This is a genomic window from Kitasatospora sp. NPDC048194 (genome assembly GCF_043202455.1).
GTDB lineage: Bacteria > Actinomycetota > Actinomycetes > Streptomycetales > Streptomycetaceae > Kitasatospora.
The window spans coordinates 47175-73827 of the sequence record NZ_JBIDAK010000017.1 but is presented as its reverse complement, the minus strand read 5'-3'; the positions used below and the strand labels follow the sequence as shown (position 1 = coordinate 73827).

25 protein-coding genes and 1 pseudogene are annotated in these 26653 nt (G+C 74.9%); 15 read left to right on the top strand and 11 right to left on the bottom strand.

The window, feature by feature from the left end; genetic code table 11:
• Positions 1-24: 24 nt before the first annotated feature.
• Positions 25-2037: an FUSC family protein gene (locus ACGF07_RS21250; protein WP_392901097.1), complete on the bottom strand. Its 2013-nt coding sequence runs from the start codon at positions 2035-2037 to the stop codon at positions 25-27.
• Between the two features lie 433 nt (positions 2038-2470).
• Here ACGF07_RS21250 and ACGF07_RS21245 point away from each other — a divergent pair, with 433 nt between their 5' ends.
• From ACGF07_RS21245 to ACGF07_RS21220, 6 genes are all read left to right on the top strand, one after another.
• The gene (locus ACGF07_RS21245) at positions 2471-3559 is read left to right on the top strand and encodes a phytanoyl-CoA dioxygenase family protein (protein ID WP_392901095.1); all 1089 of its coding nucleotides are present in this window, start codon (positions 2471-2473) and stop codon (positions 3557-3559) included.
• A complete protein-coding gene (locus ACGF07_RS21240) occupies positions 3541-4854 on the top strand; it encodes a DUF6271 family protein (protein ID WP_392901093.1) in 1314 nt (437 codons plus the stop codon). Before ACGF07_RS21245 ends, ACGF07_RS21240 begins: the two co-directional genes overlap by 19 nt.
• A gap of 262 nt (positions 4855-5116) precedes the next feature.
• A complete protein-coding gene (locus ACGF07_RS21235; RefSeq protein WP_392901241.1) occupies positions 5117-6349 on the top strand; it encodes a type III PLP-dependent enzyme in 1233 nt (410 codons plus the stop codon).
• Complete coding sequence (locus ACGF07_RS21230) at positions 6346-7008, top strand: GNAT family N-acetyltransferase (protein ID WP_392901092.1); 663 nt, start codon at positions 6346-6348, stop codon at positions 7006-7008. Before ACGF07_RS21235 ends, ACGF07_RS21230 begins: the two co-directional genes overlap by 4 nt.
• A 5-nt stretch (positions 7009-7013) precedes the next feature.
• On the top strand, positions 7014-8264 hold the full coding sequence (locus tag ACGF07_RS21225; RefSeq protein WP_392901090.1) for an MFS transporter: 1251 nt from the start codon (positions 7014-7016) through the stop codon (positions 8262-8264).
• A gap of 225 nt (positions 8265-8489) precedes the next feature.
• Positions 8490-9230 carry a PIG-L deacetylase family protein gene (locus tag ACGF07_RS21220; protein ID WP_392901088.1) on the top strand — a complete coding sequence of 247 codons (741 nt, stop codon included), beginning with the start codon at positions 8490-8492 and terminating at the stop codon, positions 9228-9230.
• A 1-nt stretch (position 9231) separates the two neighbouring features.
• On the opposite strand, the gene ACGF07_RS21215 is transcribed toward ACGF07_RS21220, so the two are convergent.
• From ACGF07_RS21215 to ACGF07_RS21190, 6 genes are all read right to left on the bottom strand, one after another.
• Positions 9232-10050: a DedA family protein gene (locus ACGF07_RS21215; RefSeq protein WP_392901086.1), complete on the bottom strand. Its 819-nt coding sequence runs from the start codon at positions 10048-10050 to the stop codon at positions 9232-9234.
• A gap of 29 nt (positions 10051-10079) precedes the next feature.
• The gene (locus ACGF07_RS21210; protein ID WP_350743759.1) at positions 10080-10274 is read right to left on the bottom strand and encodes a DUF1918 domain-containing protein; all 195 of its coding nucleotides are present in this window, start codon (positions 10272-10274) and stop codon (positions 10080-10082) included.
• A 123-nt stretch (positions 10275-10397) separates the two neighbouring features.
• Positions 10398-11066, bottom strand: a complete 669-nt coding sequence (locus tag ACGF07_RS21205) for a TetR family transcriptional regulator (RefSeq protein ID WP_392901084.1) — start codon at positions 11064-11066, stop codon at positions 10398-10400.
• A gap of 285 nt (positions 11067-11351) precedes the next feature.
• A complete protein-coding gene (locus tag ACGF07_RS21200; protein ID WP_392901082.1) occupies positions 11352-12137 on the bottom strand; it encodes a DUF6585 family protein in 786 nt (261 codons plus the stop codon).
• Between the two features lie 127 nt (positions 12138-12264).
• Entirely contained in the window at positions 12265-12708 is a 444-nt protein-coding gene (locus ACGF07_RS21195) for a hypothetical protein (RefSeq protein WP_392901080.1), read from the bottom strand.
• Positions 12705-13901 (bottom strand): molybdopterin-dependent oxidoreductase, encoded by a 1197-nt coding sequence (locus ACGF07_RS21190; RefSeq protein ID WP_392901078.1) that lies wholly within the window; start codon positions 13899-13901, stop codon positions 12705-12707. The genes ACGF07_RS21195 and ACGF07_RS21190 overlap by 4 nt, the downstream gene beginning before the upstream one ends.
• 114 nt (positions 13902-14015) lie before the next feature.
• Between ACGF07_RS21190 and ACGF07_RS21185 the strand changes: the two genes are divergently transcribed.
• From ACGF07_RS21185 to ACGF07_RS21175, 3 genes are all read left to right on the top strand, one after another.
• On the top strand, positions 14016-15383 hold the full coding sequence (locus ACGF07_RS21185) for a glycosyltransferase 87 family protein (protein WP_392901076.1): 1368 nt from the start codon (positions 14016-14018) through the stop codon (positions 15381-15383).
• Positions 15384-15447: 64 nt separating this feature from the next.
• Entirely contained in the window at positions 15448-16161 is a 714-nt protein-coding gene (locus ACGF07_RS21180; RefSeq protein WP_392901074.1) for a molybdopterin-dependent oxidoreductase, read from the top strand.
• Entirely contained in the window at positions 16145-16771 is a 627-nt protein-coding gene (locus ACGF07_RS21175; protein ID WP_392901072.1) for a cytochrome b/b6 domain-containing protein, read from the top strand. Before ACGF07_RS21180 ends, ACGF07_RS21175 begins: the two co-directional genes overlap by 17 nt.
• Positions 16772-16795: 24 nt before the next feature.
• Here ACGF07_RS21175 and ACGF07_RS21170 read toward each other — a convergent pair whose 3' ends face one another.
• The 3 genes and pseudogenes from ACGF07_RS21170 to ACGF07_RS21160 form a co-directional block, all read right to left on the bottom strand.
• Positions 16796-17464, bottom strand: coding sequence for an SAM-dependent methyltransferase (locus ACGF07_RS21170; RefSeq protein ID WP_392901070.1), 669 nt, complete (start codon positions 17462-17464; stop codon positions 16796-16798).
• Positions 17461-18150: a DUF2064 domain-containing protein gene (locus tag ACGF07_RS21165; RefSeq protein ID WP_392901239.1), complete on the bottom strand. Its 690-nt coding sequence runs from the start codon at positions 18148-18150 to the stop codon at positions 17461-17463. Before ACGF07_RS21165 ends, ACGF07_RS21170 begins: the two co-directional genes overlap by 4 nt.
• Positions 18123-18801: pseudogene (locus tag ACGF07_RS21160) on the bottom strand (glycosyltransferase family 2 protein); the annotation flags it as partial. The pseudogene ACGF07_RS21160 and the gene ACGF07_RS21165, both read right to left, overlap by 28 nt.
• Before the next feature lie 205 nt (positions 18802-19006).
• Here ACGF07_RS21160 and ACGF07_RS21155 point away from each other — a divergent pair.
• Positions 19007-19762 (top strand): response regulator transcription factor, encoded by a 756-nt coding sequence (locus tag ACGF07_RS21155; RefSeq protein WP_392901068.1) that lies wholly within the window; start codon positions 19007-19009, stop codon positions 19760-19762.
• The gene (locus ACGF07_RS21150; RefSeq protein ID WP_392901066.1) at positions 19759-20895 is read left to right on the top strand and encodes a sensor histidine kinase; all 1137 of its coding nucleotides are present in this window, start codon (positions 19759-19761) and stop codon (positions 20893-20895) included. Before ACGF07_RS21155 ends, ACGF07_RS21150 begins: the two co-directional genes overlap by 4 nt.
• 30 nt (positions 20896-20925) lie before the next feature.
• Here ACGF07_RS21150 and ACGF07_RS21145 read toward each other — a convergent pair whose 3' ends face one another.
• Positions 20926-21981, bottom strand: coding sequence for an NAD-dependent epimerase/dehydratase family protein (locus ACGF07_RS21145; protein WP_392901064.1), 1056 nt, complete (start codon positions 21979-21981; stop codon positions 20926-20928).
• A 156-nt stretch (positions 21982-22137) separates the two neighbouring features.
• Between ACGF07_RS21145 and ACGF07_RS21140 the strand changes: the two genes are divergently transcribed.
• From ACGF07_RS21140 to ACGF07_RS21125, 4 genes are all read left to right on the top strand, one after another.
• A complete protein-coding gene (locus ACGF07_RS21140; RefSeq protein ID WP_392901062.1) occupies positions 22138-23040 on the top strand; it encodes an SDR family NAD(P)-dependent oxidoreductase in 903 nt (300 codons plus the stop codon).
• A gap of 150 nt (positions 23041-23190) precedes the next feature.
• Positions 23191-23766 (top strand): TetR/AcrR family transcriptional regulator, encoded by a 576-nt coding sequence (locus tag ACGF07_RS21135; RefSeq protein WP_392901060.1) that lies wholly within the window; start codon positions 23191-23193, stop codon positions 23764-23766.
• 255 nt (positions 23767-24021) lie between these two features.
• Positions 24022-25119: a hypothetical protein gene (locus ACGF07_RS21130; protein WP_392901058.1), complete on the top strand. Its 1098-nt coding sequence runs from the start codon at positions 24022-24024 to the stop codon at positions 25117-25119.
• A gap of 336 nt (positions 25120-25455) precedes the next feature.
• Positions 25456-26652, top strand: coding sequence for an IS110 family transposase (locus tag ACGF07_RS21125; RefSeq protein ID WP_392901056.1), 1197 nt, complete (start codon positions 25456-25458; stop codon positions 26650-26652).
• The last annotated feature ends 1 nt before the right edge of the window (position 26653 follow it).

Genomic DNA, 26653 nt, shown 5'->3' with positions numbered 1-26653 from the left:
GTCGCGCCCGTGAGGGGGCGCTTGTCACGGGGCCGCGACCGAGCGCGCCGCGTGCACCTCGTGGCGCAACCGGGCCAGCGCGCCGTCCTGCGCCGGTCCCGCCGGCCCGTCCGGCCCTTCCGGTGCGGCCGGTCCGTCCGGCCCCTCCGGCCCCTCAGGTGCGCCCGGGCCGTCCGCCGGCCGCAGTGGGGCGCCGGTGCGCAGCGCGTCGGCGAGGTCGGTCAGCTGCCGGGTGACGGCGCCGACCTCGGCCGGGGTCGGCATGGCCGCGCCGTGCTCGACCCGCACCCGGGTCGCGGTGGTGGTGTCCACGATCCGCTCGACCGCGATCACCAGCGGCCACCAGGCCTCCGCCCGGGTGCCGACCGGCGGCGGCTCGGTGAGCGCCCGCTGGAACTCGCTGCGCACGGCCGACAGGTCCCGGTAGAGCCGCCGCCGGTAGCGGGCCCGGGCCGGTTCGTCGCGGCCGGGCCCGGTGGTGAAGGCGAGGCCCACGTACGAGGCGGTGTCCTGGACGGCGTCGGCCAGCCGCTCGCCGATCCGGGTGTGCCAGGACTCCGGCCACAGCAGGTAGCCGACCAGCAGCGCGATGCCGCAGCCGATGAGGGAGTCGTAGAGCCGGGGCAGCACCAGGTGGAAGCCCTGGTGGTTCAGCAGGTCGGACAGCAGCAGGATCACCGGGGTGATCGCCGCGGTCTGGAAGGCGTAGCCCTTGACCGACAGCGCCGGGATCAGCATGGCCAGTGCGGCCATCACCGGTACGTCCCACCAGCCGTGCGGCACCTCGGCCAGCACCGGCACGGCGATCAGCAGCCCGGCGGCCGTGCCGAGCGCACGCAGGACGGCGCGGGAGAAGACCGAGCCGAAGTCCGGCTTCATCACGAAGGTGACGGTCAGCGTCACCCAGTACGAGCGGGGCACCGCGATCACCGATACCAGCACCTGGGCCAGCCCGATGCACACCGCCAGCCGCAGCCCGTACCGCCAGGACCCGCCGGACAGCAGCAGCGTCCGGGCCGCCAGGCGGGCCCGGACCTCGAGGGCGGCGGGGCGGCCGAGCCGGTCGCCGGCGGCGTACGGGTCGGGTGCGGCCTCGTGCACCACCGCCTCGGCGTGCCGGATCGCCTCGGCGAGCGCACGGGTGGACGGCCCGCGCGGTTCGGGCAGGTCGGGCGGTGCGGGCCGGCCGTCCGCGGGGGCGGTGCGGCCCCGTTCGACGACGTCGGCCAGCGCGCGGACGGCCGCCGGGTACCCGGACGGCGGCGGGCCGGACCCGGGCGGGCGCAGCTGCACCGCCGCGACGGCCTCGACCACCGGGACCAGCGCGTTGAGCTGGGCGAGCAGCCGCACCAGTGTCGGGGAGCGGCCGTGTCGGCGGGCGCGGCGGGCCAGCAGCAGGTCGTAGGACTGGTTGAGCGACCGGGTGAGCTCGTGCCGCTTGGCGTCGTACCCCGGTGATCCGGTGGCCTCCAGCAGCGCGGCGACCGCCCGGTAGGTGTCGGCGACGACCCCGCGCTCGGGCGTGCCGCCGCGCAGCGGCCAGGCCAGCAGGGTGAGGGCGAGCACCAGCAGGCCGCCGAGCAGCAGCAGGGCGGGCGGCAGCCACCACGGGGAGGGCAGCGGCAGGCCGGCCCCGACCACGGCGTTGAGCAGCAGGAGCAGACCGGAGACGGAGGCGACCGCGCCGATCGAGGAGATCATGCCGGAGAGCAGCGCCACCAGGGTCAGCACCGCGACGGCCGTCCATCCGGTGCCGTAGACCTGGGTGCCGAGCAGCACGCCGAGCGCGCCGAACAACTGCGGCACGGCGATGTTGTAGACGCGCATCCGGTAGGCGTCGGCGGTGTCGCCGATGACGCCGGACAGGGCGCCCATCGAGACCAGCGCGCCGTAGCCCGGCTGCCCGGTGGCGGTGCCCACGGCGAGCGGGGCGGCGAGCGCGACCGAGGCGCGCGCCACCGCGGCCCACGGGACCGGGGCGTCCCGGGGCCGCAGGCCCTCGGTCAGCCATCCGGGGGGCTTCAGCGCGCGTGCCATAGGCCCAACGTACGGCGGGCCGGTTCGGTTCACCGTTCCGCGGTTATGGCAATGCCGGAAACAATCGGCGTCCTTATGTCCGCCCGCGAAACATAACGCGATCTCCGGGAGGCGCCGTGAGCTGCGCCGATTTCCCCGCCGGTAACCCCTGGAAAGGGTTGACACCATTAGTTGGTCTAGTCCAACGTATGGGGAGCGCGGTTCGACAGGTGCTGATGCGGGGTGAGTGGCCTTGTCGGACCGGTGAGTTGGCCTCCTGGCGCGGCGCTGTCCCCGCGCTCGCGGGCCGAGGCGAGAAGGGGCGTGTGCGGACGGGCATCCGGTCCGCGGGCCCGATTCCCCATCCGGCCGATGACCGGCCGTCGGCTCGCCGATCCCGCGCCGGGCGCCCCGGGAAGCGCCGCATCGACTACGAACCACGGAGTGACCGCCCATGCCGAGCCCTGACGAACGCCCTGACCGGGCCGCCGGAGAGTACCTGTACCGGGCCGCCTCCCGGCGCCCCTACTTCAGCGCCGACACCGAGAGCTACCTGGCCCGCACCGCCCTGCGCGAACTGCGCAAGGAGCGCCCGCTGCGGGTGCTCTCCGAGGAGGACTTCGCCCACTGGCAGACCTACGGCTACGTGGTGGTGAAGCAGGCGATCCCCGCCGAGGCCGCCCGGCGCCTGCTCGACTTCACCTGGGACTTCCAGGGCCTGTCCCCCGACTGCCCCGAGGAGTGGTACCGCGAGCGCGAGTACCGGGACGAACTCGACCGGCACCTGCACATCTACGGCTTCGTCGAGGCCTACCACCACCAACTCCTCTGGGACAGCCGCCAGTCGCAGCGCGTCTACGACGCCTTCGTGGACGTGTGGGACTGCGAGGAGCTGTGGGTCACCCTCGACCGGCTCAACCTCAACCCGCCGAACGTCCGCAACCGCGACCGCGCGCTGATCGAACCCACCGACGAGGGCTTCGACATCGAACTGCACTGGGACGTCGACACCACCCGGGGCATGCTGCCGCAGCGCGTCCAGGGCATCATCGCGCTCAACGACACCGCGCCCGACCACGGCGGCTTCCAGTGCAACCCGGAGCTGTTCCGCCGCTTCAACGAGTGGCAGGCCGCCCAGCCCGCCGATCGCGACCCGATCCGCCCGGCCGTCGACCGCGACGAGTTCCCCGTCGTCCGGCCCGAGTTGAAGGCCGGTGACCTGCTGATCTGGAACGGCCTGCTGGCCCACGGCGTCGCCCGCAACACCTCCGCCGACGGCGTGCGCGCCGTGCAGTACCTGTCGATGATGCCTGCCCTGGAGGAGGCCGAGCCGCTGCGCCGCTCCCGGGTGGAGTCGTGGCGCACGCTGAGCACCCCGGACTGGAACCGCACCCTCGTCGGGGACGCCGACAAGCCCGAGGCCCTCCGCTACGGCCCCGCCGAACTGACCGAACTGGGCGAGAAGTTGCTCGGCCTGCGGTCCTGGACCGGCGCTCCCTTCGAGGAGCCCAGCGGGGAGCGGGAATGCGCGCCGTCTGCCTGACCCTGCCCACCAACCGCGAGTGCGCCGGCACCATCGCCGCCATCGGAGCCGAAGCCGCCCACGCCGCAGCGCGGTTCGGCGTCCGGGTGCACCTGCTGATCCTGGACTCCGCCGACCCGCAGGCGCGCCGGCGCCACGCCGAAGCCGTCTCGGCACTGCCGGTGGCCGAGGGCGTGGTCGTCCACCACCTGGACGAGCGGTCCCAGCGCGCCTTCCTGCGCGACGTGATCCAACGCTCCGGCCTGCCCGGGCCGGACGAGCTGCTCGACCTGATGCTGCCCGACGCCGTCTCCTACGGCGCCTGCACCAACCGCGCCTTCCTGCTCGCCGCCGCGCTCGGCTGCACCTCCGTGCACCGCCGGGACTCCGACAGCCGCTACCAACTGCTCGACGGCCGACCGGTCTTCCCCATCGACCACGAGCTCGCCGTGATCGGGGTGAAGGCCGCCGACGCGGTCGCCGCCGTCACCGAGCACGCCCTCGACCCGGCACACGCCGACAAGCCGGTCGCCCTGGTCGGCGCCTCCTTCATCGGCGAACTCTCCGTCGACCTCGGCGAGATCCGCGAGCTCGACCCCGAGGTCTACCACGACGTGGTCGCGCTCTGGGCACCCACCGGCGCTACCGACGAGCAGAAGCGCGAACTTGTCGCCGAATCCTTCGTCGGCGCCGGCACCGAACCCTTCACCACCGACCGCGCCGTACTCGGCCGCCCCGACATCTGGCGGATCGACATGTGCAACATCGCCCTCGACCACGAGGTGTACGAGCGCGTGCCGCTTCCGCCCGCCACCGACACCATCGGCAGCGACTACTTCCTGCACCACCTCGTGCACGACGCCACCCTGCCCGGGGTCACCCACAACCGGCACATCGTCAACTACTACACGGCCGAACGCCGCACCGGCTCCGGCTTCACCGCCTACCAGGAGCGCTACACCAAGTTCCTGCTCTCCATGCTCTACCTCCACCCGGTCTACGCCGACCTGGAGCGGGCCGGCGCCGCACTGCTCGACGAGCAGCACCACGTCCGCCCCGCGCCGATCGCCGACTCCGCCCGCCGCAGCGCCGCGACGGACCGCACCGAGAACCACCGGCGGCTCGCCGAACTCGACCGCTGCTACCGGCGGCTGGGCGGGAAGTACGCCGACTTCGCCGACCACCTGCTGCCCCGCCGGGCCCGGCTGCTCGACGAGGCCCAGGCGGACATCGAGGACTTCGCGCTGCTGATCGACGCTTGGGGCCCGCTGGTGCGGGCGAGCAAGGCCACCCCCACCGAACGGCTGCCGCACTAGCCGGACCGGGAGTTCATCCGTGACACCTCAGACCACCGACCACCGCCGCCAGGCCGACGGCTGCCGCACCGGCACCCGGCAGGCGGGCCACCGCACCCCCGCCCCACCGGCGGGCCACCCGGCCCCCACCGCCCCGACGGCCGTCCAGACCGGCACCGCGCCCCGCCCGCCCCGCCCGGGCCGGCAAGGGCGCCCCGACCAGCACGGCAGCCCCGACCAGCACGGCACCCTCGACCTTCAGGACCAGCACGGCCACACCGCCCTGCGCGCGGCCCTCGCCGCCGCCACCGAGGACACCATCGTCTACGACCTGGACGGCATCGGCCGCCAGTACGCCGCGCTGCGCGCCGAACTGCCCGGAGCCGCCGTCCGCTTCGCGATGAAGGCCTGCCCCGTGGACGAGGTGCTCGGCCACCTCGCCCGGCTCGGCTCCGGCTTCGACGCGGCCGGCCCGCAGGAGATCACCCAGGCGCTGCGCACCGGGGTCGCCCCCGAACTGATCCACTACGGCAACACCGTCAAGTCCGACCGCAACATCGCCGGGGCCTACCGGCTGGGGGTGCGCGACTTCGCCACCGACAGCCCGCAGGACGTCGCCGCGATCGCCGAACACGCGCCCGGCTCACGGGTGTTCTGCCGCCTCGCCACCACCGGCGAGGGCGCGCTGTGGGGCCTGAGCCACAAGTTCGGCTGCTCATCCGAGGACGCCCTGGAGGTCCTCGACCTCGCCCGCGCCTCCGGACTGGTGCCCTCCGGCCTCTCGGTGCATGTCGGCTCCCAGCAGATGACCGCCGAGGCCTGGAGCGCCGCCGTCGACTCGCTGGCCGACGTGCTGGAGGCGCTCAACCGGCGCGGCATCACCCCCGACCGGATCAACCTCGGCGGCGGACTGCCCGCCCTCGGCGTGCTGGATCGCCGGGGCCGCCCGCTCGAACCGCCGCTGGACAAGATGTTCGCGGTGATCCGCGAGGGCATGGAGCGGCTGCGCGCCGTCAACGCCGGACCGCTGGACTTCCTGCTGGAGCCCGGCCGCCACCTGGTCGCCGACCACGGCGCGATCCGCGCCCACGTCGCCCGGCTCACCACGCGCCACCGGCTCGACGGCACCCGCGAGGACTGGCTCTACCTCAGCTGCGGCAAGTTCAACGGCCTGTACGAGATGGACGAGTTGCAGTACCGGCTGGAGTTCCCGACCCACCCGGACGGCCCGTCCGTCGGCGCCGTGGTGGCCGGTCCGACCTGTGACAGCGACGACGCGTACGCCCAGGACGGCGGCCCGGTGCCGGTCCCGCCCGCGGTCGCCTCCGGTGACCCGGTGTGGATCCACTCCTGCGGCGCCTACGCCACCGCCTACGCCACCCGGGGGTTCAACGGCTTCGCGCCGCTGCCGGTCACCTGCGTGGGCGGCGACGCGGAACAGGCCGGCGACGGCGACGGGCTGACCGGCGGTGTCGCCGGGCCGGTCGGCGGCGAGTCCGAGGAGTCCGGCGCATGACCGGGACCCGGATCCGGCTGCTCCGCGAGGAGGACTGGCCGGACGTGATCGCGGCCGAGGAGCGCGCCTACGCGTCCAGCGGCCTGTCCGAGGGAGGACCGGCGCTGCGCTCCCGGCACCGCGCCTCACCCGCCACCTGCTTCGTCCTGGAGCATGCCGGCGCCTTCGGCGGCTACCTGCTGGCACTGCCGTACCCGCTGTTCCGCTGCCCCGACCTCAGCCTGGCCGAGTCCGGCGGTGCGGAACGGACCGGCAACCTGCACGCCCACGACCTGGTGATCGCCGAACGGGCGCGCGGCCGGGGCCTGGCCCACCGGATGCTGCGGCACCTCGAGGAGACCGGGCGGGCAGCCGGCTACCGGAGCCTGTCGCTGGTCGCCGTCCGCGGTTCGCACGTGCTGTGGACCCCGCTCGGCTACCGCGCCCGGCCCGAGGTCGGGCTGCCCGCCAGTTACGGTGCCGAGGCGGTCTACATGGCCAAACCGATCGAAGCCCCCGCCACCGTGGCCGGCACCGCCACCATGGCCGGCACCGCCACCGCGGCCGGCACCGGCCGTGCCGCCGGTGCCGGTGCCGCCTCCGGCGCCGCCGCAGCCCGCCCGTCACCGAACCCCGCCGACCCGGCCCCCGGGTCCCCACCCAGAGCCGAAGTGGGCTGATGCGCATGCCTTCCGTACCCGACGAGTTCCGCCGTTCCCAACTGGCCACCGGCGCCCTGTTCTTCGCCCTCGGGTTCCAGTACGCGACCTGGGTCTCCCGGGTGCCGGCGCTCAAGGCCCGGCTCGACCTGGGCGAGGCCCAGATCGGCCTGCTGCTGATGACCTGCGGGATCGGCGCCGCGGTGTCCTTCCCGCTGGTGGCGGTGCTGATGCGGCGGCTCGGCTCCCGCATGCTCTCGATGCTGTCCGCGTTCGCCCTCGGCGCCGTCCTGCTCGCGCTGCCGGTGGTGCCCGACTACCCGGTCACCCTGCTGGTGATGTTCTGCGACGGCGTCGCGGTCGGCTGCCTGAACGTCGCGATGAACGCCCAGGGCGCGGCGCTGGAAGCCCGCTTCGAGCGGACCACGATGTCCAGGCTGCACGCCACCTTCAGCGCCGGCTCGCTGCTGGCCGCCCTGCTGGCCTCCGGCGTCAACGCCTTCACCGGCACCCTCGCCGTCCACTTCGGGCTGGCCGCCGTGCTGCTGGTCCTGCTGGTCCTCGCCGCCCGCCCCGGACTGCTGGCCGACGACCCGCAGGACGCACCGCAGGACGCACGGCAGGAGGCGTCGCCGGAGCCGTCGCAGCCGTCGTCGCAGGACGCGGTCGCTGCGGAGGGGAAGCGCCGCCGCCTCGCCCTGCCCGCCGCGGCGACGCTCTGGATGGGCCTGGCGATGGTCTTCGGCACCGTCACCGAGGGCGCCATGAACGACTGGTCCGCGCTCTACCTCAAGGACGTGGTGCACGCCGGGGCCGGACTCGCCCCGATGGGCATCGCCGTGGTCTCGGTGATGATGGTCTGCGCCCGGATCTTCGCCGACGGCTGGCGCACGCGCTTCGGCGACGGCACCGTCGTCCGTACCGGCAGCCTGCTGGCCGGCCTCGGTCTCGCCCTCGCACTGCTGGTCGGCGGCACCACCCCGACCCTGCTCGGCTTCGCCTGCGTCGGCCTGGGCGTCGCCGCCGTCACCCCCTGCGTCTACGTCGCCGCCGCCCGCCAGGGCTCCGACGCCCTGTCCCTGGTCGCCGCCATGGGCACCACCGGCCTGCTCGCCGGCCCCGCCGTCATCGGCTTCATCGCCGGCGCCACCAGCCTGGTCTGGGGCATGGCCGCCGTCGCCGCCTCCGCCGCCGTCGTCTCGCTCTGTGCCACCCGCATCCGGTGGCCCCGGCCCGCGGCCACGCCGGAACCGAGGCTCGCCACCGAGGCCGGCTGAGAGTTCGTGCGGGTGTCCGACGTCGAGTCGCGCCGTGGGCCTTCCGGAGTCAGCTGCGCTACGACGGTAGGACGGATGTCCGTACGCACGGTGAGCGGCCGGAGCACTGTGAGAATCGTGAGCGCCGTGAGAACCACGAGCGCTGCGAGAATCGTGAGCGCTGCGAGAACCGTGAACGGGATGAGCCGCACGGACCATATGAACCGCACGAGAGGGAGGAAGAGCATGACCGAGCAGGCCCCCGCACCCTTCGAGCACGTCGACGAGGACTGGCAGACCGCGGTGGCGATCGTCGCCCACCCCGACGACATGGAGTACGGCGGCGCCGCGGCCGTCGCCCGGTGGACCTCGCAGGGCAAGAAGGTGATCTACGTGATGGTCACCAGCGGCGAAGCCGGCATCGACTCGATGAGCCCCGAGGAGTGCGGACCGCTGCGGGAGGCCGAGCAGATCGCCTCGGCACGGGTGGTCGGGGTGGAGACCGTCGAGTTCCTCCGCCACCCCGACGGGGTGCTGGAGTACGGGCTGCCGCTGCGCCGGGACATCGCCCGGGTGGTGCGCCGGCACCGTCCGGACATCGTGATCACCAGCAACTTCCGCGAGACCTACGGCGGGGTCCTCCTCAACCAGGCCGACCACATCGCCGTCGGCCGGGCCACCCTGGACGGCGTCCGGGACGCCGGGAACCGCTGGGTGTTCCGCGAACTGCTGGACGAGGGCCACGAGCCGTGGAACGGGGTGCGGCAGATCTGGGCGGCGGCCTCGCCGGAGGCACGGCACGCGGTGGACACCACCGAGCACTTCGACCGGGGCGTCGCCTCGCTGGAGGAGCACAAGGCGTACCTGGCGGGGCTGGGCGGGGCGATGGCGGACCCCAGGGAGTTCCTGGAGGGCTTCGGCCGGGGTGCGGGCACCCGGCTGGGCACGCGCTTCGCGGTTCCCTTCGAGGTGTTCCCGCTGAGCTGACTCAGGGAGACGCCCCGTCCGAACCGGAGCCCGAGTCGGCGTCGGAGTCGGTGCTGGGCCCGGAGGCCGCGTCGGAGCCCGAGTCGGCGCCGGAGCCGGTGCTGGACCCGGAGCCCGAGCCGGAGCCCGAGTCGGAACCGTTGCCGGACTCGGTCTCCGAGGTCGTGTCGGCGTCGGCGTCGGCGTCCTCGCGGCGTCGGCGCCGGTACCGCAGCACCTGCCGGAGCAGGAACGCCGCGACCAGCACCCCGAGGCCGATCGCGAACCAGACCTGGTAGCGGATCGCCGTCCGGTACACCGCACCGATGTTGGCCCCGGCGAGGTACCCGAAGGTGCCCCACACCGCCGTCCACAGCACCGCGCCGATCAGGTTGAACACGGCGAAGCGGCGCCAGGGCATCTCGGTCGTCCCGGCGATGATGCCGTTGTACTGGCGCAGCCCGTCGACGAAGCGGGCCACCACGACGACCTTCCCGCCGTGCCGGGCGAAGAAGCCGTCCGCGCGTTCCATCCGCTCCGGGGTGAGCAGCACGTAGCGGCCCCAGCGGTGGACGAAGGCGCGCCCACCGGTGTGGCCGATCAGGTAGCCGAGGCTGTTGCCGAGCGTGGCGGCGACGACCGCGATCAGCAGCACGACGGCGAAGGTCAGGTGCCCGGTGCCGGCGTACACCGACGCGAGCACGAGGATGGTCTGCCCCGGCACCGGGACGCCGCAGTTGTCCAGCAGCACGAGCAGCGCCACCGCGAGGTACCCGTAGTGGTCCAGCAGTGGCGCGAGCCCGGCAAGCGCCCCGGGCAGCGGGGGCGAAGAGGCGGACACCGCTCCTCAGGGCGCGGTGGGGAGGTCGGTCAGTGTTCCGCCGAGCGCGGTTCGACGTTGCAGTCGGGGCCGGGGAAGATCAGGCTCTCGTGGCCGTCGCCGAAGCGGACCACGTACGGGGGCTCGCCGTTCGCGCCGCGCACCTCGATGATCTCGCCCTTCTGGTCCACCATGCCCACCGACCTGCTGTGGATGTGGAGCTGGTCGCCTACAACTGCGTGCATGGTCGTGCTCCTCCGGTCGCGGTGGCCGCCTCCGCGGCTGTTCCGCTATCCACTCTCCTGCGGGCACGGCGGGCTCGCAACGGCGCGGGGCGGGCGGGGCGCCCGGGCCCGGTGGGCCGGGCGTCACAGGGTGGACGGCTGTTGCGCGAGGTAGCCGCGCACCAGCCGCTTGCACTCGGCGATCAGCGCAGGATCGCCGTCGGGATCCCCCCGGAAGGCGAGCTTGAGTACGGCGTCGGCCGCCTCCAGGGCCACCCGCAGGGTGAGCGTGGTGGCCGACGGGTCGTCCGTGGCGAACAGTTCGCCGCCGAGGGCCTGGAGGCGCAGGGCCACGGCGGTGTTGTTGTCGACGCCCGCGTCCAGCAGGTGGGTCCCGTCCCGGACACCGGAGGGCACCACCGGGCCTGCCAGCCCGAAGTCGACCTGGCCGAAGCCCGGCACGGTGCGCTTCATCGCGACGAACTCCTCCACCGCGAGATCGGTGAAGCCGGCCGGCCCGACCGGGGCCGAGTCGGCCAGCCGGGCGCCCAGACGCTGGAGGTACTGGTCCAGGTTGCGGGTGGCGAGCGCGGCGAGCAGGTCCTCCTTGCCCGCGAAGAACTGGTACAGCGTGCCGATCGGCACCTGCGCGCGCTGGGCGACCTCCTTGGTGGTGAGCGCCGTCGCCCCGATCTCGTCCAGCAGCCCGGCGCAGGCGTCGAGGATGCGGCCGTACCGCTCCTGGCTGCGCTGCTGGACCGGCCGACGGCGGGTCGGTCCGGGCGTGTGGTGACTCCGGGTGTCCGCGCTCATGTCGCCACTTTGCCGCATCCACTGTTCCGACGGCGAATCACCGGGATGGAAAGGGCCCGGAGTTTCCGGCGGGAGGGAATCGAGTGGCGGCCGGGGCCGAACGGCACGGTGGCGGGAAGGCGTCCCCGGGGCGGGTCCACCGGTCGGCATCGGCCGTCTCGCGGACCCGATGACCGGTTCGCGCTCCCGAGATACGTCACCCGGCGTGACCGGATCCTGCCCCGTCGTGGCGGCCGCGGACCCGGGTGACCGCGCGCCCTCGGCGTCCGACCGCCCGTGCGGTGGTCATCCCCGCCGGGGACGCAACTCGTCGGCGAGGTCCAGGAAGACGTAGAGGTTCGGCAGCGACGCCCCGAAGGCCAGGAGCGCCCGGCCCGACCCGCCGCCCGTCAGCCGGACCTGCCCGTTGGCGACCCTGACCTCGCCGACCTGCGACCACGGGACGCTCCTGTCCCGGATCCCGACCGCGTCGGCGGTGACCCACACCGACCCGAAGGCGACCCGCCGGCCGGACCGCACCGCCGCCAGGGCCTTCGGGAACTGCGCTGCGGTGACGTCCTGTTGGAGCTCCGGTCCCCAGACCTTCGGCTCGGTGAACCGGCCCCTGGCGGCGACACCGTCGGAGCGGGCCCGGAGTTCGAGCTCCGCGCCGTCGACGTCGACCAGGGTGTAGTGGTAGTCGGTGTACCCGCCGACGCCGGTGTGCCGGATGATCACCTGCCGCAGCTCGGTGTCGGCGTAGCGCACGACCCGGACCGGGCCGTCCGCGCGGGTGACGGTGAGGCCGTGCTCGAAACGGTCCATCCGCAGCCCGGTGTTCCTCCTGCCCGTCGACCTGTCGATCGCCAGGCTCAGCAGCGCGAGCAGCAGCAGCGCGAGCGGCACCAGCGCCACGCCCGCGCTGCCCACGGCGAACAGCACCACCGCGATCACGGCCGAGACGGCCACCACGCCGAGGCAGCAGCCCGAGTTGTCCGGGGGCTGGGCGCCGAGGTGGGTCGCCCGGTGGGCCCCGAGCCCGTATCGTGCCGCCGCTTCGGCGACCCCCGCCGGTGGTGTCCGCTCCGCCACTGCCCAGCCCCCGTTCGACGCGCCCTTCGGACCTCCGGACCCGGAGTCGCCGGACCTCCCGAGTCGCCGGGGAGCGTAGCGGCGGCGGATGACAACCGGATGACAGGCGCGCAACCGGCCCCGGCTCTCACGGCCGGTCCGCCCCGGGCGCCCGCGGTGCCCGGCGGCGGACGGTCCGGTCCCGGCGCCGCCACCGCCGGACGAACCCGACCAGCAGCGCGAGGCCGGCGGTGGCGGCCAGCACCAGCAGCCAGTTGCGCAGGTACGGCAGGGGCAGCACCGTCGGGTTGCCGTGGTCGTCGTCGGCGCGCAGCACGGCGGGCAGGCCGACGGCGGTGACGGCCGCCGCGACGACCAGCCAGCCGCGCAGCACCGGCCCGCGCGCCAGGGACGCGCCCGCCAGGCACACCAGCGGCACCCACAGTCCGTCGTTGACCACCAGGGCGCCGACCGCCCAGACCAGGACGCCCAGCGGGTCGGTGATGTACGGGTCGCCGAGCAGCCCGGACAGGCCGTAGCCGATCACGGCGAGGCCGGCGGCCAGCAGCAGCGCGCGGACACCGGCGGTCATGCGATCACCTCGATGCGGGCGACCCACTTGGTCTGCAGCACGCCGGGGCGGTTCGGCGCGATCACGCGTGCCGGGAAGCCGTGGTCCGCGTCCAGGACGCCGCCGTCGACCCGCAGTGCGAGCAGGGTGAGCGGATCGTCCACGTACGTCGCGGGCATCTCCATGACCCGGTACGGTCCTTCGGCCTCCAGCGAGGTCACCCGCACCGCCGAGCCGGGCGGTGCTCCGGCCCGGCGCACCAACTCGGCCATCCGGACGCCCGTCCACCGGGCCGTGGCGCTCCAGCCCTCCACGCAGGAGATCGGCAACTCCGCGGAGACCTGGGGGAGTTCGCCGAGCTCGGCGAGGGTGAGCCGGTACGGTACCGGCCCGTCCACTGACAGCCGCCAGTCCGCCGGCACCGTGACCGTCCCGGCCTGGGCCGCCGTGCGGTTCACCGGCAGGCCCTGGGGGCCGATGTCGGGGCGGCGCGGGGCCAGCAGGTCCAGCGGGCGCAGCCAGGGCACGCTCTGCCCCGCCGTGACGAGGGTGACGGCGCCGACCGCGGCGGTGGTCGCGGTGAGGAACGCACGGCGCTGCGCCAGGGCCGGAGCGGCGCGGCGCCACCAGTGCCCGGCGATCAGCGGCGCCTTGACGGACAGGTGGACCAGCAGCCCGCCGACCGCCGTCCAGCCCAGCCAGTAGTGGGTCTGCCGGAAGGGGAACGGCCACGGGTACCACTGCAGGGTGTTCAGCAGACCGGTGAACAACTCCATCAGGACGGCCGCCACGAGGAGCGCGATGCCGAGCCGCTCCAGGGCGTGCAGCACGCTGCGCGCCGGCGGCCACTCGAACAGCCGGGGGTAGACCGCCCACAGCTTCGCGCCGACCAGCGGGATCGCGGCCAGCCCGCTGATCACGTGCAGCCCCTGGGTGACCCGGTAGCCGTTCACCGGCCGCGCGGGCAGGTGAGGCGCCAGCCACCCGGGCGGATCCTGGAGCAGATGGCTGGTCAGACCGGTCAGGAAGCAGACCAGGAGGGCCCCGCCCAGCCACCGGCCGACCACGACCACCGTCCGGGGCTCGTGCAGCGGTGAGGTGAACGCCCCCTCGCGCCAGGGCCCGCGCCGCAGGAAGGCCGGGGGAGCGGGGAGCCGTGGGTCGTAGCGGCGGCGGGCGGCAGGACGGCCGGAGTCGGCGGGTTCGGTTTCCACCCGTCCATCGAAGCGCCCCGGCCCCGTCCGGCGGTGCAGCGGCGTGCTTACGGATTCCGAACGGCGGCCCCGCCACCGGCGGTGGGAGCGCCTGCCGGTGGGAGGGTGGGCCCCGTGATCTCCCGTACCGTCCCGGCCTGCCTCCTCGCCCTCGCCGCCCTGGTCGCCGCCCTCGCGCTGACCGTCCTGCGGGCCGGCGCCCTCCCGCTCCCCGGCTGGTACCTGCTCGACGTCGCGCTCTTCGCCGTCGCGGTGCTGCTGCTGCGCAGGGTGCCCGGCGGCCGGGTCGTGCCGCTGGTCCTGGCCGGCGGCGTCGCGGCGGCCGCGGTCGGGCTGCTGGCGCCGCCGCGCACCAGCGACGACGCCTACCGCTACGTCTGGGACGGCCGGGTCCAGGCGGCCTGGATCTCGCCCTACGCCCACACCCCGGACGATCCGGCGCTGGCGCGGCTGCGCGATCCCGGGCTCTTCCCGCAGGGCGACGGATGCACGGGCTGGGACGAGCGGCGCACCGCGGCCGGCGACTGCACCCGGATCAACCGGCCGGCCGTGCACACCGTCTACCCGCCGGTCGCGCAGGCGTGGTTCCTCGCGGTGCACCCGTTCGGCGGCGGGGTCCGCGGGGTGCAGGCCGGCGGGGCGGTGCTGGCGGTGGCGACCACCGGGCTGCTGCTGCGGACGGTGGGGCGGGAGAAGTGGCGGGCCGCGCTGTGGGGGTGGTTCCCCGGGGTGACGGTGTGGGCGGTCAACGACGCGCACGTGGACACCCTCGGCGTCCTGCTCACGGTCGCCGGGCTCGGCTGCGCGGCACGGGGGCGGGCCGTGCGCGGAGGGCTGCTGCTGGGCGGCGCGGTCGCGGCCAAGCTGCTGCCGGCCCTCGTCCTCCCGGGGGCGCTGTCCGGCCTGTCCGGCCTGTCCGCCCCCTCGGGCCGGCCCGCCTGGCGTCCCACCCGTCGGGACGTCCTGCTCGCCGCCTCCGCGCTCGGCGCCTTCGCGCTGTCCTACCTCCCGTACGTGATCGCCTCGGGCAGTTCCGTCCTGGGCTACCTGCCGGGCTACCTGCGGGAGGAGGGCTACGAGCAGGGGCACATCGACCGGTTCGGGCTGCTGCGGCTGGTGCTGCCCGACCGCCTGCTCCCGTGGGCGACGGGGCTGGTCCTCGGGGCGGTGGTGCTCCGGGTCCTGCGCCGGGGCGACCGGCACCGGCCGTGGGCCGGGGCGCTGCTGGTGACGGGCACGGCGCTGCTGCTCGTCGCCCCCTCGTACCCGTGGTACGGGCTCCTGGTGGTCGCCCTGGTCGCGCTCGACGGCCGCTGGGAGTGGCTGGCCGTCCCGGCCGCCGCGCAGGCGCTCTACCTGACGGGAGGGCAGGCGGCCCAGCAGCTCGCCTACGGCACGGCCCTGTGCGTCGTCCTCGCCGTCCCCCTGCTGCGGCGGCGCCGGGCGGCCGGGCCGGCCCTGGCGGTGGGCGGCGAAAGGTGACGGAAGTCTGACGGGCCGGTGCAGCCCCTGGCCGTTCCGGCTCCCGACTGGTCCAATCGGCGGCGTGAGCGAACAGATCGAAGAGGGCCGCGGCACGCCGGTCGGCCGCAGGGTGGTGCTGGGCCTGCTCGGGCTCGGCGCGGCGGGCGTCGCGCTCGGCCCCTCCCTCCAGCGGGCGCAGGAGGCGGTGGTCGGCAAGGACCCGACCGGTCTCACCGGCCTGCTGCCCGGCGGAAGCGGCTTCCGGTACTACTCCGTGGTGGCCTCGGTGCCGACCCGGGGCCCGGACACCTACACCCTGACGGTGGACGGGCTGGTGGAACGCCCCGGCACCTACCGCCTGGCCGACCTCCAGGCGATGCCGCAGCACCGGATCGTGCGGGACGTGCAGTGCGTGACGGGCTGGCGGGTGCCGGCCACCCCGTTCGAGGGCGTGCCGCTGGCCCACCTGCTGGACGCCGCCGGAGTCCGGGCGGACGCCCGGGCCGTGCGGTTCAGCTGCTTCGACGGCGAGTACACCGAGAGCCTCACCCTGGAGCAGGCCCGGCGCGACGACGTGCTGGTCGCGCTCAAGCTGCAGGACGCCCCGATCCCGCACGCCCACGGCGGCCCGGTGCGCCTCTACGTGGCACCGATGTACTTCTACAAGTCGGCCAAGTGGCTGTCCGGGATCACCGTCACCGGCTCGGTGGAGCCGGGCTACTGGGAGCAGAACGGCTATGACGTCGACGCCTGGGTCGGCCGCTCGAACGGACGCGACGATGCACCGACCGCCTGACCGGCTGCTCCGCTTCACCCGCGCCGAACGCTGGGTGCACCGTGCCACCGCCGCCCTGGTCCTGACCTGCCTGGCCACCGCCGCCTGCCTGTACGTCGCGCCGCTGGCCGAACTGGTCGGACGGCGGCGGCTCGTCGTCACCGTGCACGTGTGGTGCGGCCTGGCGCTGCCGGTGCCGCTGCTGCTCGGGCTGGCCTTCCGGGCGGTGCGGGCGGACGTGGCGAGGCTGAGCCGCTTCCACCCGGTGGACCGGCAGTGGCTGCGGGCGACCCGGGCGCGCGCGTCGCACCGCCCGGCGGGGAAGTTCAACGCCGGGCAGAAGCTCTACGCCCAGTGGACGCTGGGCGCCATGCTGACGATCCTCGGCACCGGCCTGCTGATGTGGCTCACCCACCTGGCGCCGGCGGCCTGGCGGACCGGCGCGACCTTCGTCCACGACTGGCTCGCGGCGGCCATCGCGGTGGTGACCGCCGGGCACGTCCGGATGGCCCTGCGGGACCCGGAGGCCCGGCGCGGGATGCGGACCGGACTGGTCGACCGCGGTTGGGCCGAGCGCGAGCACCCGCAGTGGCCGGCCGTGAGCCGAGCGAAGGCGGAGGTACCGGAGTAGGCCCGGTCCGCTGGCACCGCCGCGTCAGCGGCGACCGACCGCCTTCCGCAACGCGAGGAAGTGGCGGCCGTGGGAGGACCACCGCTCGGTCTCGACCAGCCCGGCCCGGTCGGCGCGACGCACGGTGGCCGCCGCGCCGCAGCGGGCCCAGGCGAACGCCGGCCCGAGCCGGCCGTCCGCGCCCTCGACCCGGACGGTGATCCGTTCGTCGACCTCCCCCGGCTCCACCTCGACCAGCAGCACACCACCCGGGGCCAGGATCTCGGCGCTCCGGCCGAGCAGGAGCCCCGGGTCGCCGCCGATGCCGAGGTTGCCGTCGGCGAGCAGCGCACCGCCCCAGCGGCCCTCCGCCGGGAGGCGGTCGAAGACCGACCGCCGCAGGGCCGGCCCGCCGAGGCTCCTGGTGCGCGCCACCGCCGCGCCGGTGACGTCGACCCCCAGCGCCGGCACGCCGAGGCCGAGCAGGGCCGCGACGAGCCGGCCGGGCCCGCACCCGAGGTCCACCACCGGCGCGGCCAGCCGGGTGCAGCGCAGCAGCAGCCCGTGGTCGGCCCCGGTGGGGGGTGCGCACCAGCGCTCCACGTCGAGCGGGATCCGCCGGCCGTCCTCGCGCCGCAGCCAGAGCGGGCCCCGGCCGGCCCGCACGGCCTCGGCGAACGGGTCGTCCACCCACGCCTCGGCGGCGACGCTCATCCCGTCACCTCCCGGGCGGCCCCGATCGTCCGGAAGCATTCCGCGAACCTGCTGCCCGGAGCCTCGGCGGCGACCTGGCGGGCGTCCCGGACGGTGTCCACGTCGGTGACCACCGGGAGGTGGCCGACCGTCAGCCCCTCCGCCACGAGCCGGCCGAGCAGGGCCCGCCCGGTGTCCGGCGTGGACATCGGCAGGCCCAGCAGCAGCCGCCGGGCCAGCCGCTCGGTGGGCCGGGCCAGCCCGAGCGCCCAGAACCCGCCGTCGGCGGCCGCCCCGTACCAGGCGTCGACGCCCGTGCGCCGCGCGGGCGACAGGGCCCCGGCGAGGAGCGCGGCGTCCAGCTGCGGGGTGTCCATGCCGACCAGCAGGGCGGGCGCGTCCGGAGCGAGCCGGCCGGCGTGCGCGAAGGCGGCCGCGAGCCGGGCGTCCAGCCCGCCGTCCACCTGCGGCACGACCTGCCAGCCGGGCGGCAGCCACGGGCCGGTGGCGCCCTCCAGGACGAGCAGCCGCCGCCCGGCCGGCACCCGGGCGAGGGTGGCGAGCGTGTCGGCGAGGGCGGCCTCGGCCAGCGCCGCCGCCTCTTCGGGCGTGCAGGGCGGGGTGAGGCGGGTCTTGACCCGCCCCGGGACCGGCGACTTGGCGATCACCAGCAGGGTCGGCGGCGGCGCGGCCAGGACGGCCCGCATGTCGCGGACGGCCTGCCGGGTGCCCCGCAGGGTGCCGGTGACCTTGGAGCGGCCCGTGCGCGGCAGGTAGTCGACGGGCGTCTCGGCGATCCGCATCCCGGCCGCCGACGCGGCGAGCACCATCTCCAGCGGGTAGCCGGAGCGGCGGTCGCCCAGGCCCAGCGCCAGCAGCCGGTCACGACGGGCGGCCCGCATCGGCCCGAGGTCGTGCAGCGGCGCCCCCGTCCTCGCCCGCAGCCGGCCGGCCAGGGCCGCGTTGGCCAGCCGGGCGTGCAGCGGCCACGCCCCGGCGGTCGCGGGGCGGCGCCGACCGAGCACCAGGTCCGCCGAGCCGGCGAGGACCGGCGCGGCGACCCGCGGCAGCTGGGCGGGATCCAGCGAGCCGTCGCAGTCCATGAAGCAGACCAGCTCGGCGGTCGCGGCGAGCAGCCCGGCGTGGCACGCGGCGCCGAAGCCGCGCCGCGGCTCCTCGACGACCGTCGCGCCCAGCGAACGGGCCACCTCGGCCGAGCCGTCACGGGAACCGTTGTCGACGACGATCGCGCGCCAGCCCGCGGGCACCCGAGCCAGCACCCAGGGCAGGGCCCCGGCCTCGTCGAGGCACGGCAGGACAAGGTCGACGGACGATGAGGGGGGAGTCGGAGGGATCACGTCGGCCACGCTAAGGGCGGGCGGGTCCGTCGCGGCCGAACCGCGCCCTTACGGAAGTCCTACGTCGATCCGACGGCGGCGGGGGCGCGTTCCGGCGGGTGCGGCGGCGGCCCGGGTCGCGTGCCGGCGAGCCGCGATCTTACGGAACGCGAACGTCCGCGCCGACGCGGCACCCACGGCGGCCGCGCCTCGTATCCTCGGCGAGGTGAACGACAGCCTCGGCCCCGCCGCACCACCGGACCCCGCCCGCATCCTGGTGATCGACGACGACCTCACCGTGGGCGAGGTCGTCGCCGGCTACCTCACCCGGGCCGGCCACCGGGTCGACCGGGCCTGCGACGGCGACCACGGCCTCGAGCTGGCCCGGGCCCACCGCCCCGACCTCCTGATCCTGGACCTCATGCTTCCCGGGATCGACGGTCTGGAGATCCTCCGCAGGTTGCGTGCCACAGCCGACGGCGCCCACCTCCCGGTGGTCATGCTGACCGCCAAGGGCGACGAGGCGGACCGCATCCTCGGCCTGGAACTGGGCGCCGACGACTACGTCACCAAGCCCTTCAGCCCGCGGGAACTCGTCCTGCGCGTCCAGTCGGTGCTGCGCCGCTCCCGCGGCACGGCGCCCACGGCACCGGCCCCCGGGCCGCTGGCGTCCGGCGACATCACACTCGACCCGCAGGCCCGCCGGGCCTGCCGCGCAGGCCGTGAACTCGCCCTGACCCTGAGGGAGTTCGACCTGCTCGCATTCCTCCTCCGGCACCCCGGGACGGTCTTCCCCCGCCAGGAGCTGATGCAGCGGGTCTGGGGCTGGGACTTCGGCGACCTGTCCACCGTCACCGTCCACGTGCGCCGCCTGCGCGAGAAGATCGAGGACGACCCCGCCGCACCGAGACTGATCACCACCGTCTGGGGCGTCGGGTACCGCTACGACCCCGTCGCGGACGAGCAGGACGGCCCGAAGTGAAAGACCTGTCGCTGATCGCGCTGTTCGCGGGCCTCGGCGCGGCGGGCGCCGGCCTGCTCGGCTGGCTGGCCGTCCGGCTGCTGCGCCGCCGTTCGATGGCGCTCTCGCTCTTCTGCGTCGCCGTCGTCACCGTGCTCGCCGTCACCTCCGGGACGCTCGCCGTCGCCCAGGCGATGTTCCTGTCCGGCCACGACCTCGGCGTGGTGATAACGGTGCTCGGCATGGCGTCCGTGGTGTCGCTGCTCACGGCCGCACTGCTCGGGCGCCAGGTGGTGGCCGGCAGCCGCGCGCTGACCGCGGCCGCCCGTACCGTCGGCAGCGACGCCGCCGCGCCGAGGCATCCCCTGGGGCTCGAACTGGCCCAGCTCAGCGAGGAACTCGCCGCCACCAGTGCCCGGCTCGCCGAGTCGCGAGCGCGGGAGCAGGTGCTGGACGCCTCGCGGCGCGAGCTGATCGCCTGGATCTCCCACGACCTGCGCACCCCGCTCGCCGGGCTGCGCGCCATGGCCGAGGCCCTGGAGGACGGAGTGGTCGACGAGCCGGAGCACTACCTGAAGCGGATCCGCACCGAGGTGGAGCGGCTCACCGGCATGGTCGACGACCTCTTCGAGCTCTCCCGCATCCAGGCCGGCGCACTGTCCCTCTCGGTGTCCCGGGTGTCCGTCTACGACCTGGTCGACGACGCGCTGGCCGGCGCCCACCCGCTGGCCCGCCAGCGCGGCGTCCGCCTGGAGGGCCGTCAGGTCGCGGCCGAGCCGGTCGAGGTGGACAGCCGGGAGATCACCCGGGTGCTCGGCAACCTCCTGGTCAACGCGATCCGCTCGACGCCCGAGGACGGCGTCGTGGCGGTGTCGGCCCGCCGGGAGGTGGACGAGGTCGTGCTCTCGGTCACCGACGGCTGCGGCGGCATCCCGGAGCAGGACCTCTCCCGCGTCTTCGAGACCGGCTGGCGCGGCAGCGCCGCGCGCACGCCGCGGCGCGACCCCGGGGAGGGCGGGGACGGGGACAGCGGAGCCGGGCTCGGGCTGGCCATCGTCCGCGGCATCGTGGAGGCCCACTCCGGCCGTGCCCGGGTGCGCAACGTCGCCGGGGGCTGCTGCTTCGAGATCGCGCTCCCCGCCGCGCGCGGCTGACCGTGGGGCCGCGCCGCCGCAGCCGGGCCCTCAGGCCCGCAGGGGCGCGGCGGCGAACTCGGCCATCCCCGCCAGGAACGGCACCCGGGGCCGCCAGCCCAACTCGGCGCGCAGCCGCGAGGAGTCGGCCGTGATGTGCCGGACGTCCCCGAGCCGGTACTGCCCGGTCACCACCGGGGCCGGCCCGCCGCAGGAGTCGGCCAGCGCCCGGGCCATCTCGCCGACCGTGCGCACCTCCCCGCTGCCGACGTTGTACGCCCGGGCACGGCCCGGTGCCCGGTGGCGGACGGCCTCCAGCGCGGCCAGGTTCGCCGCCGCCACGTCGTCGACGTGGACGAAGTCCCGGCGCTGGCCGCCGTCCTCGAACACCCGGGGGGCCTCGCCGCGGGCGAGCGCCGAACGGAACAGCGAGGCCACCCCGGCGTACGGGGTGTCGCGCGGCATGCCGGGGCCGTAGACGTTGTGGTAGCGCAGCGTCAGGACGGACCCTCCGCACGCGCGGGCCCAGGCGGCGGCCAGGTGCTCCTGAGCGAGCTTCGTCGCGGCGTACACGTTGCGCGGATCGCCCGGCGCGTCCTCCGCCACCAGGCCCGGCCGGAGCGGGGCCGCGCACTCCGGGCAGGGCGGTTCGAACCGGCCCGCGTCGAGATCCTCCGGGCGCCGGGGGCCGGGCGCCACGCCCCCGTGCTCCGGACACGCGTACCGGCCCTCGCCGTAGACCACCATCGATCCGGCCAGCACCAGCCTCCGCACCTGTGCGCGTGCCATCGCGGCGAGCAGCACCGCCGTGCCGAGGTCGTTGCAGCCGACGTACTCGGGCGCGTCGTCGAGGTCCAGGCCGAGCCCGACCATCGCCGCCTGGTGGCAGACCGCGTCCACCCCGGCCAGGGAGCGTGCCAGCGTCGCCGCGTCCCGGACGTCGCCGTGCCGGAACTCGACGCCGTCCGGCAGGTCGGGCACCGCCCCCGAAGGGTGGACGGCGGGCAGCAGGGCGTCCAGCACCCGCACCTCGTGGCCCGCCGCGACCAGAGCGCGCACGACCGCCGAACCGATGAACCCGGCGCCGCCGGTGACGAGGATCCTCATGCCGGGGACGCTACCGGCCGCGCCGCAGGACGGAGCGCCGCAACCAGGGTCGTCAGCAATCCGTAAGGCGAACGACTAACCGGATAGTCCATCCGAATGTGCTAACGTCGCGTCAAGCGGATGATCTATCCGTATTGCCTCGGGAGTGGAAGAGCCATGAAGAAGACAGCCGTCGTCACGGCCGGGACGGCCGGGATCGGGTACGAGACGGCCCTGGGACTGGCCGCCGCCGGGTTCGAGGTCACCGTGGTCGGGCGCAACCCCGACCGGGGCGCCCGGGCGGTCGAGCGGATCAACGCGACGAACCCGGCGCACCCGGCGCGGTTCCTGGCCGCCGACCTCGCCTCCCTCGACGAGGTCCGCGCACTCGCCGACCGGATCGCCTCCGACCGCGCCGCCTCCGGCGAACCGCTGACGGTGCTCGTCAACAACGTCGGCGCGATGTTCGCGGACCGGCAGGACCTGGACGGCGTCGAGGCGTCGTTCGTCGTCAACCACCTCTCGCCGTACCTGCTCACCGAACTGCTGCTGCCCACCCTCACGGCGGGCTCGCCGAGCAGGATCGTGAACGTGACCTCGGGGGCCGTCACCGTCGCGAAGCGGTCGTTCGACGCCGTCGAGCCACCCGGCGGCTACTACGGCTTCCACTGGTACGGCCGCGCCAAGCTCGCCAACCTCGCGTACACGCTCGACCTGGCCGCGCGGCTGGACGGCACCGGCGTGTCGGTCTTCGCCGCCGACCCCGGCGGTGCCGCGACCGACATGACCGACGGCACCCTGACGGACCCGAAGATCGTCTCGCCCGCCCTGCGGCTGATGTGGCCGCTGGTGCGCCGCAGGTTCCAACGCTCGACCTCCGGCCCGGCGTCCGTGGCGGCCAGGCCCTCGATCGTCGCCGCCACCGACGACGCCCTGACCGGCCGGACCGGCGTCGTCATCGGCGCCGAGGCCCACCCGATGGCGCCGTTCCGCGCCGCGACCGACCCCCGCGTCGCCGAGGCCGTCCGCCGGCTCAGCGAACGGCACGCGCCCCTGGGCTCCGCGGCGGGCCCGAAGTAGCGGACGGCAGCCGCCCGGTCCCAACGCCCCTCGCCCGTCGCGCCCTTCGACGCCCTTCGGCCGTCGGCAGCCCCGGCGAAGGGCCCACCGGAGCCCGCGGTCCACGGCAGCGCCGGAGGATCGGGCGCGCCGCCTCGTTACACTGTCGACATGACGACCGTGCCGCTGCGCAAAGACGCTGCCCAGAACCGGCACCGGATCGTCGCCGTCGCCCGTGACCTGGTCGACGAGGGAACGCCGTTGCAGCTCAACGATGTTGCCCGCCGCGTCGGAGTCGGGGTCGGCACCGTCTACCGGCACTTCCCCACAGCCGAGGCGCTGCTCGAGACGGTCGCCACCCCCTCCCTCGAAGCCCTCGTCGCCCACGGCGAGCAGGCGCTGACCGACGCCGACCCGTGGCGCGCGCTGGAGGGATTCCTGATGCGCACCGTGGAGGCGCAGATCACCGACGCGTCCCTGTCCGCGGTCGCCGGCGCGCCCTCGGACGCCCTGCCGGACACCGCCGAACTCAAGCGGTCGCTGGCCGCGGTCGGCGACCGGCTGCTCTCCCGGGCCCGCGAGGCCGGGGCGGTCCGCCCCGACTTCGCCTCCGCCGACCTCGTCCCGCTGATGTGCGGCGTCGCCCACGCCGCCCAGGTCCACAGCGGCTCCCGCGCCGCCCGCCTCGCCGCCGCCCGCCGTTACCTGGCCACCCTGCTCGGAGGCCTGCGCGTCACCTCGGCGTGAGGCCGACCGGCCTGACCGGCCGTCGGACCTGAGCGCCCGTCCGCCCCTCGCACCCATCGGACCTGAGCGCCCGTCCGGTCGGCCTGTGCCCGTGCTCCTCCACGCAACGGAACGCCCGGCCCGACCAGCGCGGGCTGCCGACGCCTGGTGACGGCTGAACGCCCATCGGGCCGCCCGGAAACCCGGTTGGCCGGCCGCCGCCGCACTGCGATGATGCCTCCGTCCGCGCGCATCCACTCCCCGAGCGGAGGACGTTTGTTCGTGTTCGTGTGCGCAGGGTGCGGCGCCGACCTGACCGTCCCGCTCTCCCGGGTCGCCCTGCCGGCCCACGCCCACCAGACGTACGGAAACGGGGTCCAGCTCCCCGTGTTGATGGAATCCGGCACCTTCGCCGTGGAGCCCGACCCGTGGGGACCTCCGTGGCGGAGGTGGGCGGAGTTCCGTCCGGACGAGGCGGCCGCCCGCGGCATCCACGCGCCGGTCCACGCCCCGCCCGACGGCGCGCCCGGCGCGATCGTCCTCGCCCCCGGAGACACCCGCAACACCGTGCTGATCCCGGAGCGGTGTGGCGGCTCCTGTTGCGGCCCGGACGGAGCGGACGGGCCCAACACGGCCTGCGGCGTGTGCGGCCTGCCAGTGGCGAGCCGGATCGACGACTGCTCGCTCTGGCAGGCGGTGTGGCTCGCGCCGGACGCGGTGCGTTCCGTTCCCGTCGGCGGCGTCGACGCCGCACCACCGTCCTGGGCGGAGCTGGTCGAGGCGGGTGAGGGCATTCCTCCCTTCGAACCGATCGCCACCTGGGGCGGACGGCTGGGATCGCACCACTACTGGTCGTGGAGCCCGCGGTGGGAGGCTGCGGTCGGCCAGGCACTCGCTCATCTGCTGGTGGCCTCGGACGGCCATCCGGTGACCGTGCCCTCCGGACTGACGGCAGAAGTGTTCCAACGCGCGCTCGACGCTCTGCTGCCGGCCGGCCCGGCCGTGCGGCGCGCAGTCCTGGCCGGACCGGGGCTGCCCGCTCCCGACAGCCGAGCCGACATCCTCCTCGTCCCGACCCACCCCCGGACGGGCGAAACCTGGGCCCCGGCCCACCATGAGCGCCTGGTCCCGTTGCCGGTCGGAGTGTGGCTGCGGTTGGCCTTCCCCGAACCGCACCTGCCCGTCCCCAGGTCGGGCGGCATGCCCGACGGTGTCCTCCGCGACGACCCTCCCGCTCCGCGTGCCCACCGCCTGTTCCGACCCGACCCCTACGTGTTCCGGCGGACCCTGGTCCGACTGCCGGCCGTGCGTAGTCCTCGGCTGCGGGAGATCCTCGAGGCCCTCGCGACGCACCCGCGCGCGGACCTCTTCTAGGCGGTGACCGACCCGCCTCCACGGCTCGCCGCCCCGGGATCCGGCTGCCCCGGGCCCGCCGCACCGGCCCGGCGCCCTCGCCGGGCCACGCCCCGTTCGTCAGTCGGCTCTACCTTCTGAGCTGGGTTGATCGGGCCATTCGTAAGGTTGGGTCGCCCAGGGGTGCTGGGTGTGGCTATCAGTCGGCTGCCGTTTCGTGGCTTCCAACGCTTCGCCGCCCAGCGCCCCACGACGACTCGGCCGCCGATTAGGAAGTGCGAACAAGTCGCTGAGTAGAGCAATGCCGGCGAGGTCGTCCGTGGTACGAACAGCACGAACACGCACGTCAGGAGCACGATGAGCCGGATATGGGCGGGGATCGACAGCGGCAAGGGCCACCACCGCGGACTGGCCCTCGACGCGGACGGGAGAACCCGGCTGTCGAGGCGGGTCGCCAACGACGAACCCGAGCTGCTGAATCTGATCGGCGATGTCCTCGCCCTCGCCGACGGCGAGCCGGTGACGTGGGCGATCGACATGACCGGCGGGGAGCCGGCGCTGCTGCTGAGCCTGCTGGTCGCGAACGGCCAGGAGGTCCTGTACATCCCCGGACGCCTGGTGAACCGGGCGTCCGATGGCTACCGTGGCGAGGGCAAGACCGACGCCCGCGACGCCTTCGTGATCGCCGACCAGGCCCGGATGCGCCGCGACCTGCAGCCGATCCGCCCCGGCGACGAGGCCGCGATCGAACTGCGGCTGCTGACCAGCCGACGCGCCGACCTGGTCGAGGACCGCACCCGGTCCGTCAACCGCCTCCGCGGCACCCTGCTGAGCATGTTCCCGGCCCTGGAACAAGCCCTGGAGATGACCAACGTCGGCCCGCTGGTCCTCCTGACCGGCTACCAGACCCCGGCGGCGATCCGCCGCACCGGTACCGCCCGGCTGGCGAAGTGGCTGGCCAACCGCAAGGTCCGCAACGCAAGAGCCCTCGCCGAGGCGGCAGTTGAGGCCGCCGAGCGCCAGCACACCAGCGTCCCGGGCGAGAAGACCATTGCGAGGCCGGTTCACGCCCTGGCCAAGGAGGTGATGGCCCTCAACGAGCAGATCGCCGAGATCGACAAGCTCATCGAGGGCCGGTTTCGCGAGCACGAGCTCGCCGCGATAGTCGAGAGCGTCCCCGGCATCGGCACAGTGCTCGGCGCCGAGTTCCTCGCCGGCGTGGGCGGCAGCCTGGACGGCTTCGCCTCCCCGGACGCCCTGGGAGCATTCGCCGGCGTCGCCCCCGCGCCGAAGGACTCCGGCAAGGTCCACGGCAACCTCCACCGGCCGACCGCCTACCACCGCAGGATCCAACGCGTCTTCTACACCTCGGCGTTGGTGAGCATCCGCTGCGATCCGAACTCGCGGGCGTTCTGCGACCGCAAGCGCGCGGAGGGGAAGAAGCACGTCCAGGCGGTGCTCGCCCTGGCCCGCCGTCGCGTCAACGTCGTGTGGGCCTTGATCCGTGACAGACGGTGTTACCACGTCACGCCTCCAGTGATCGCGACGGCTTGAC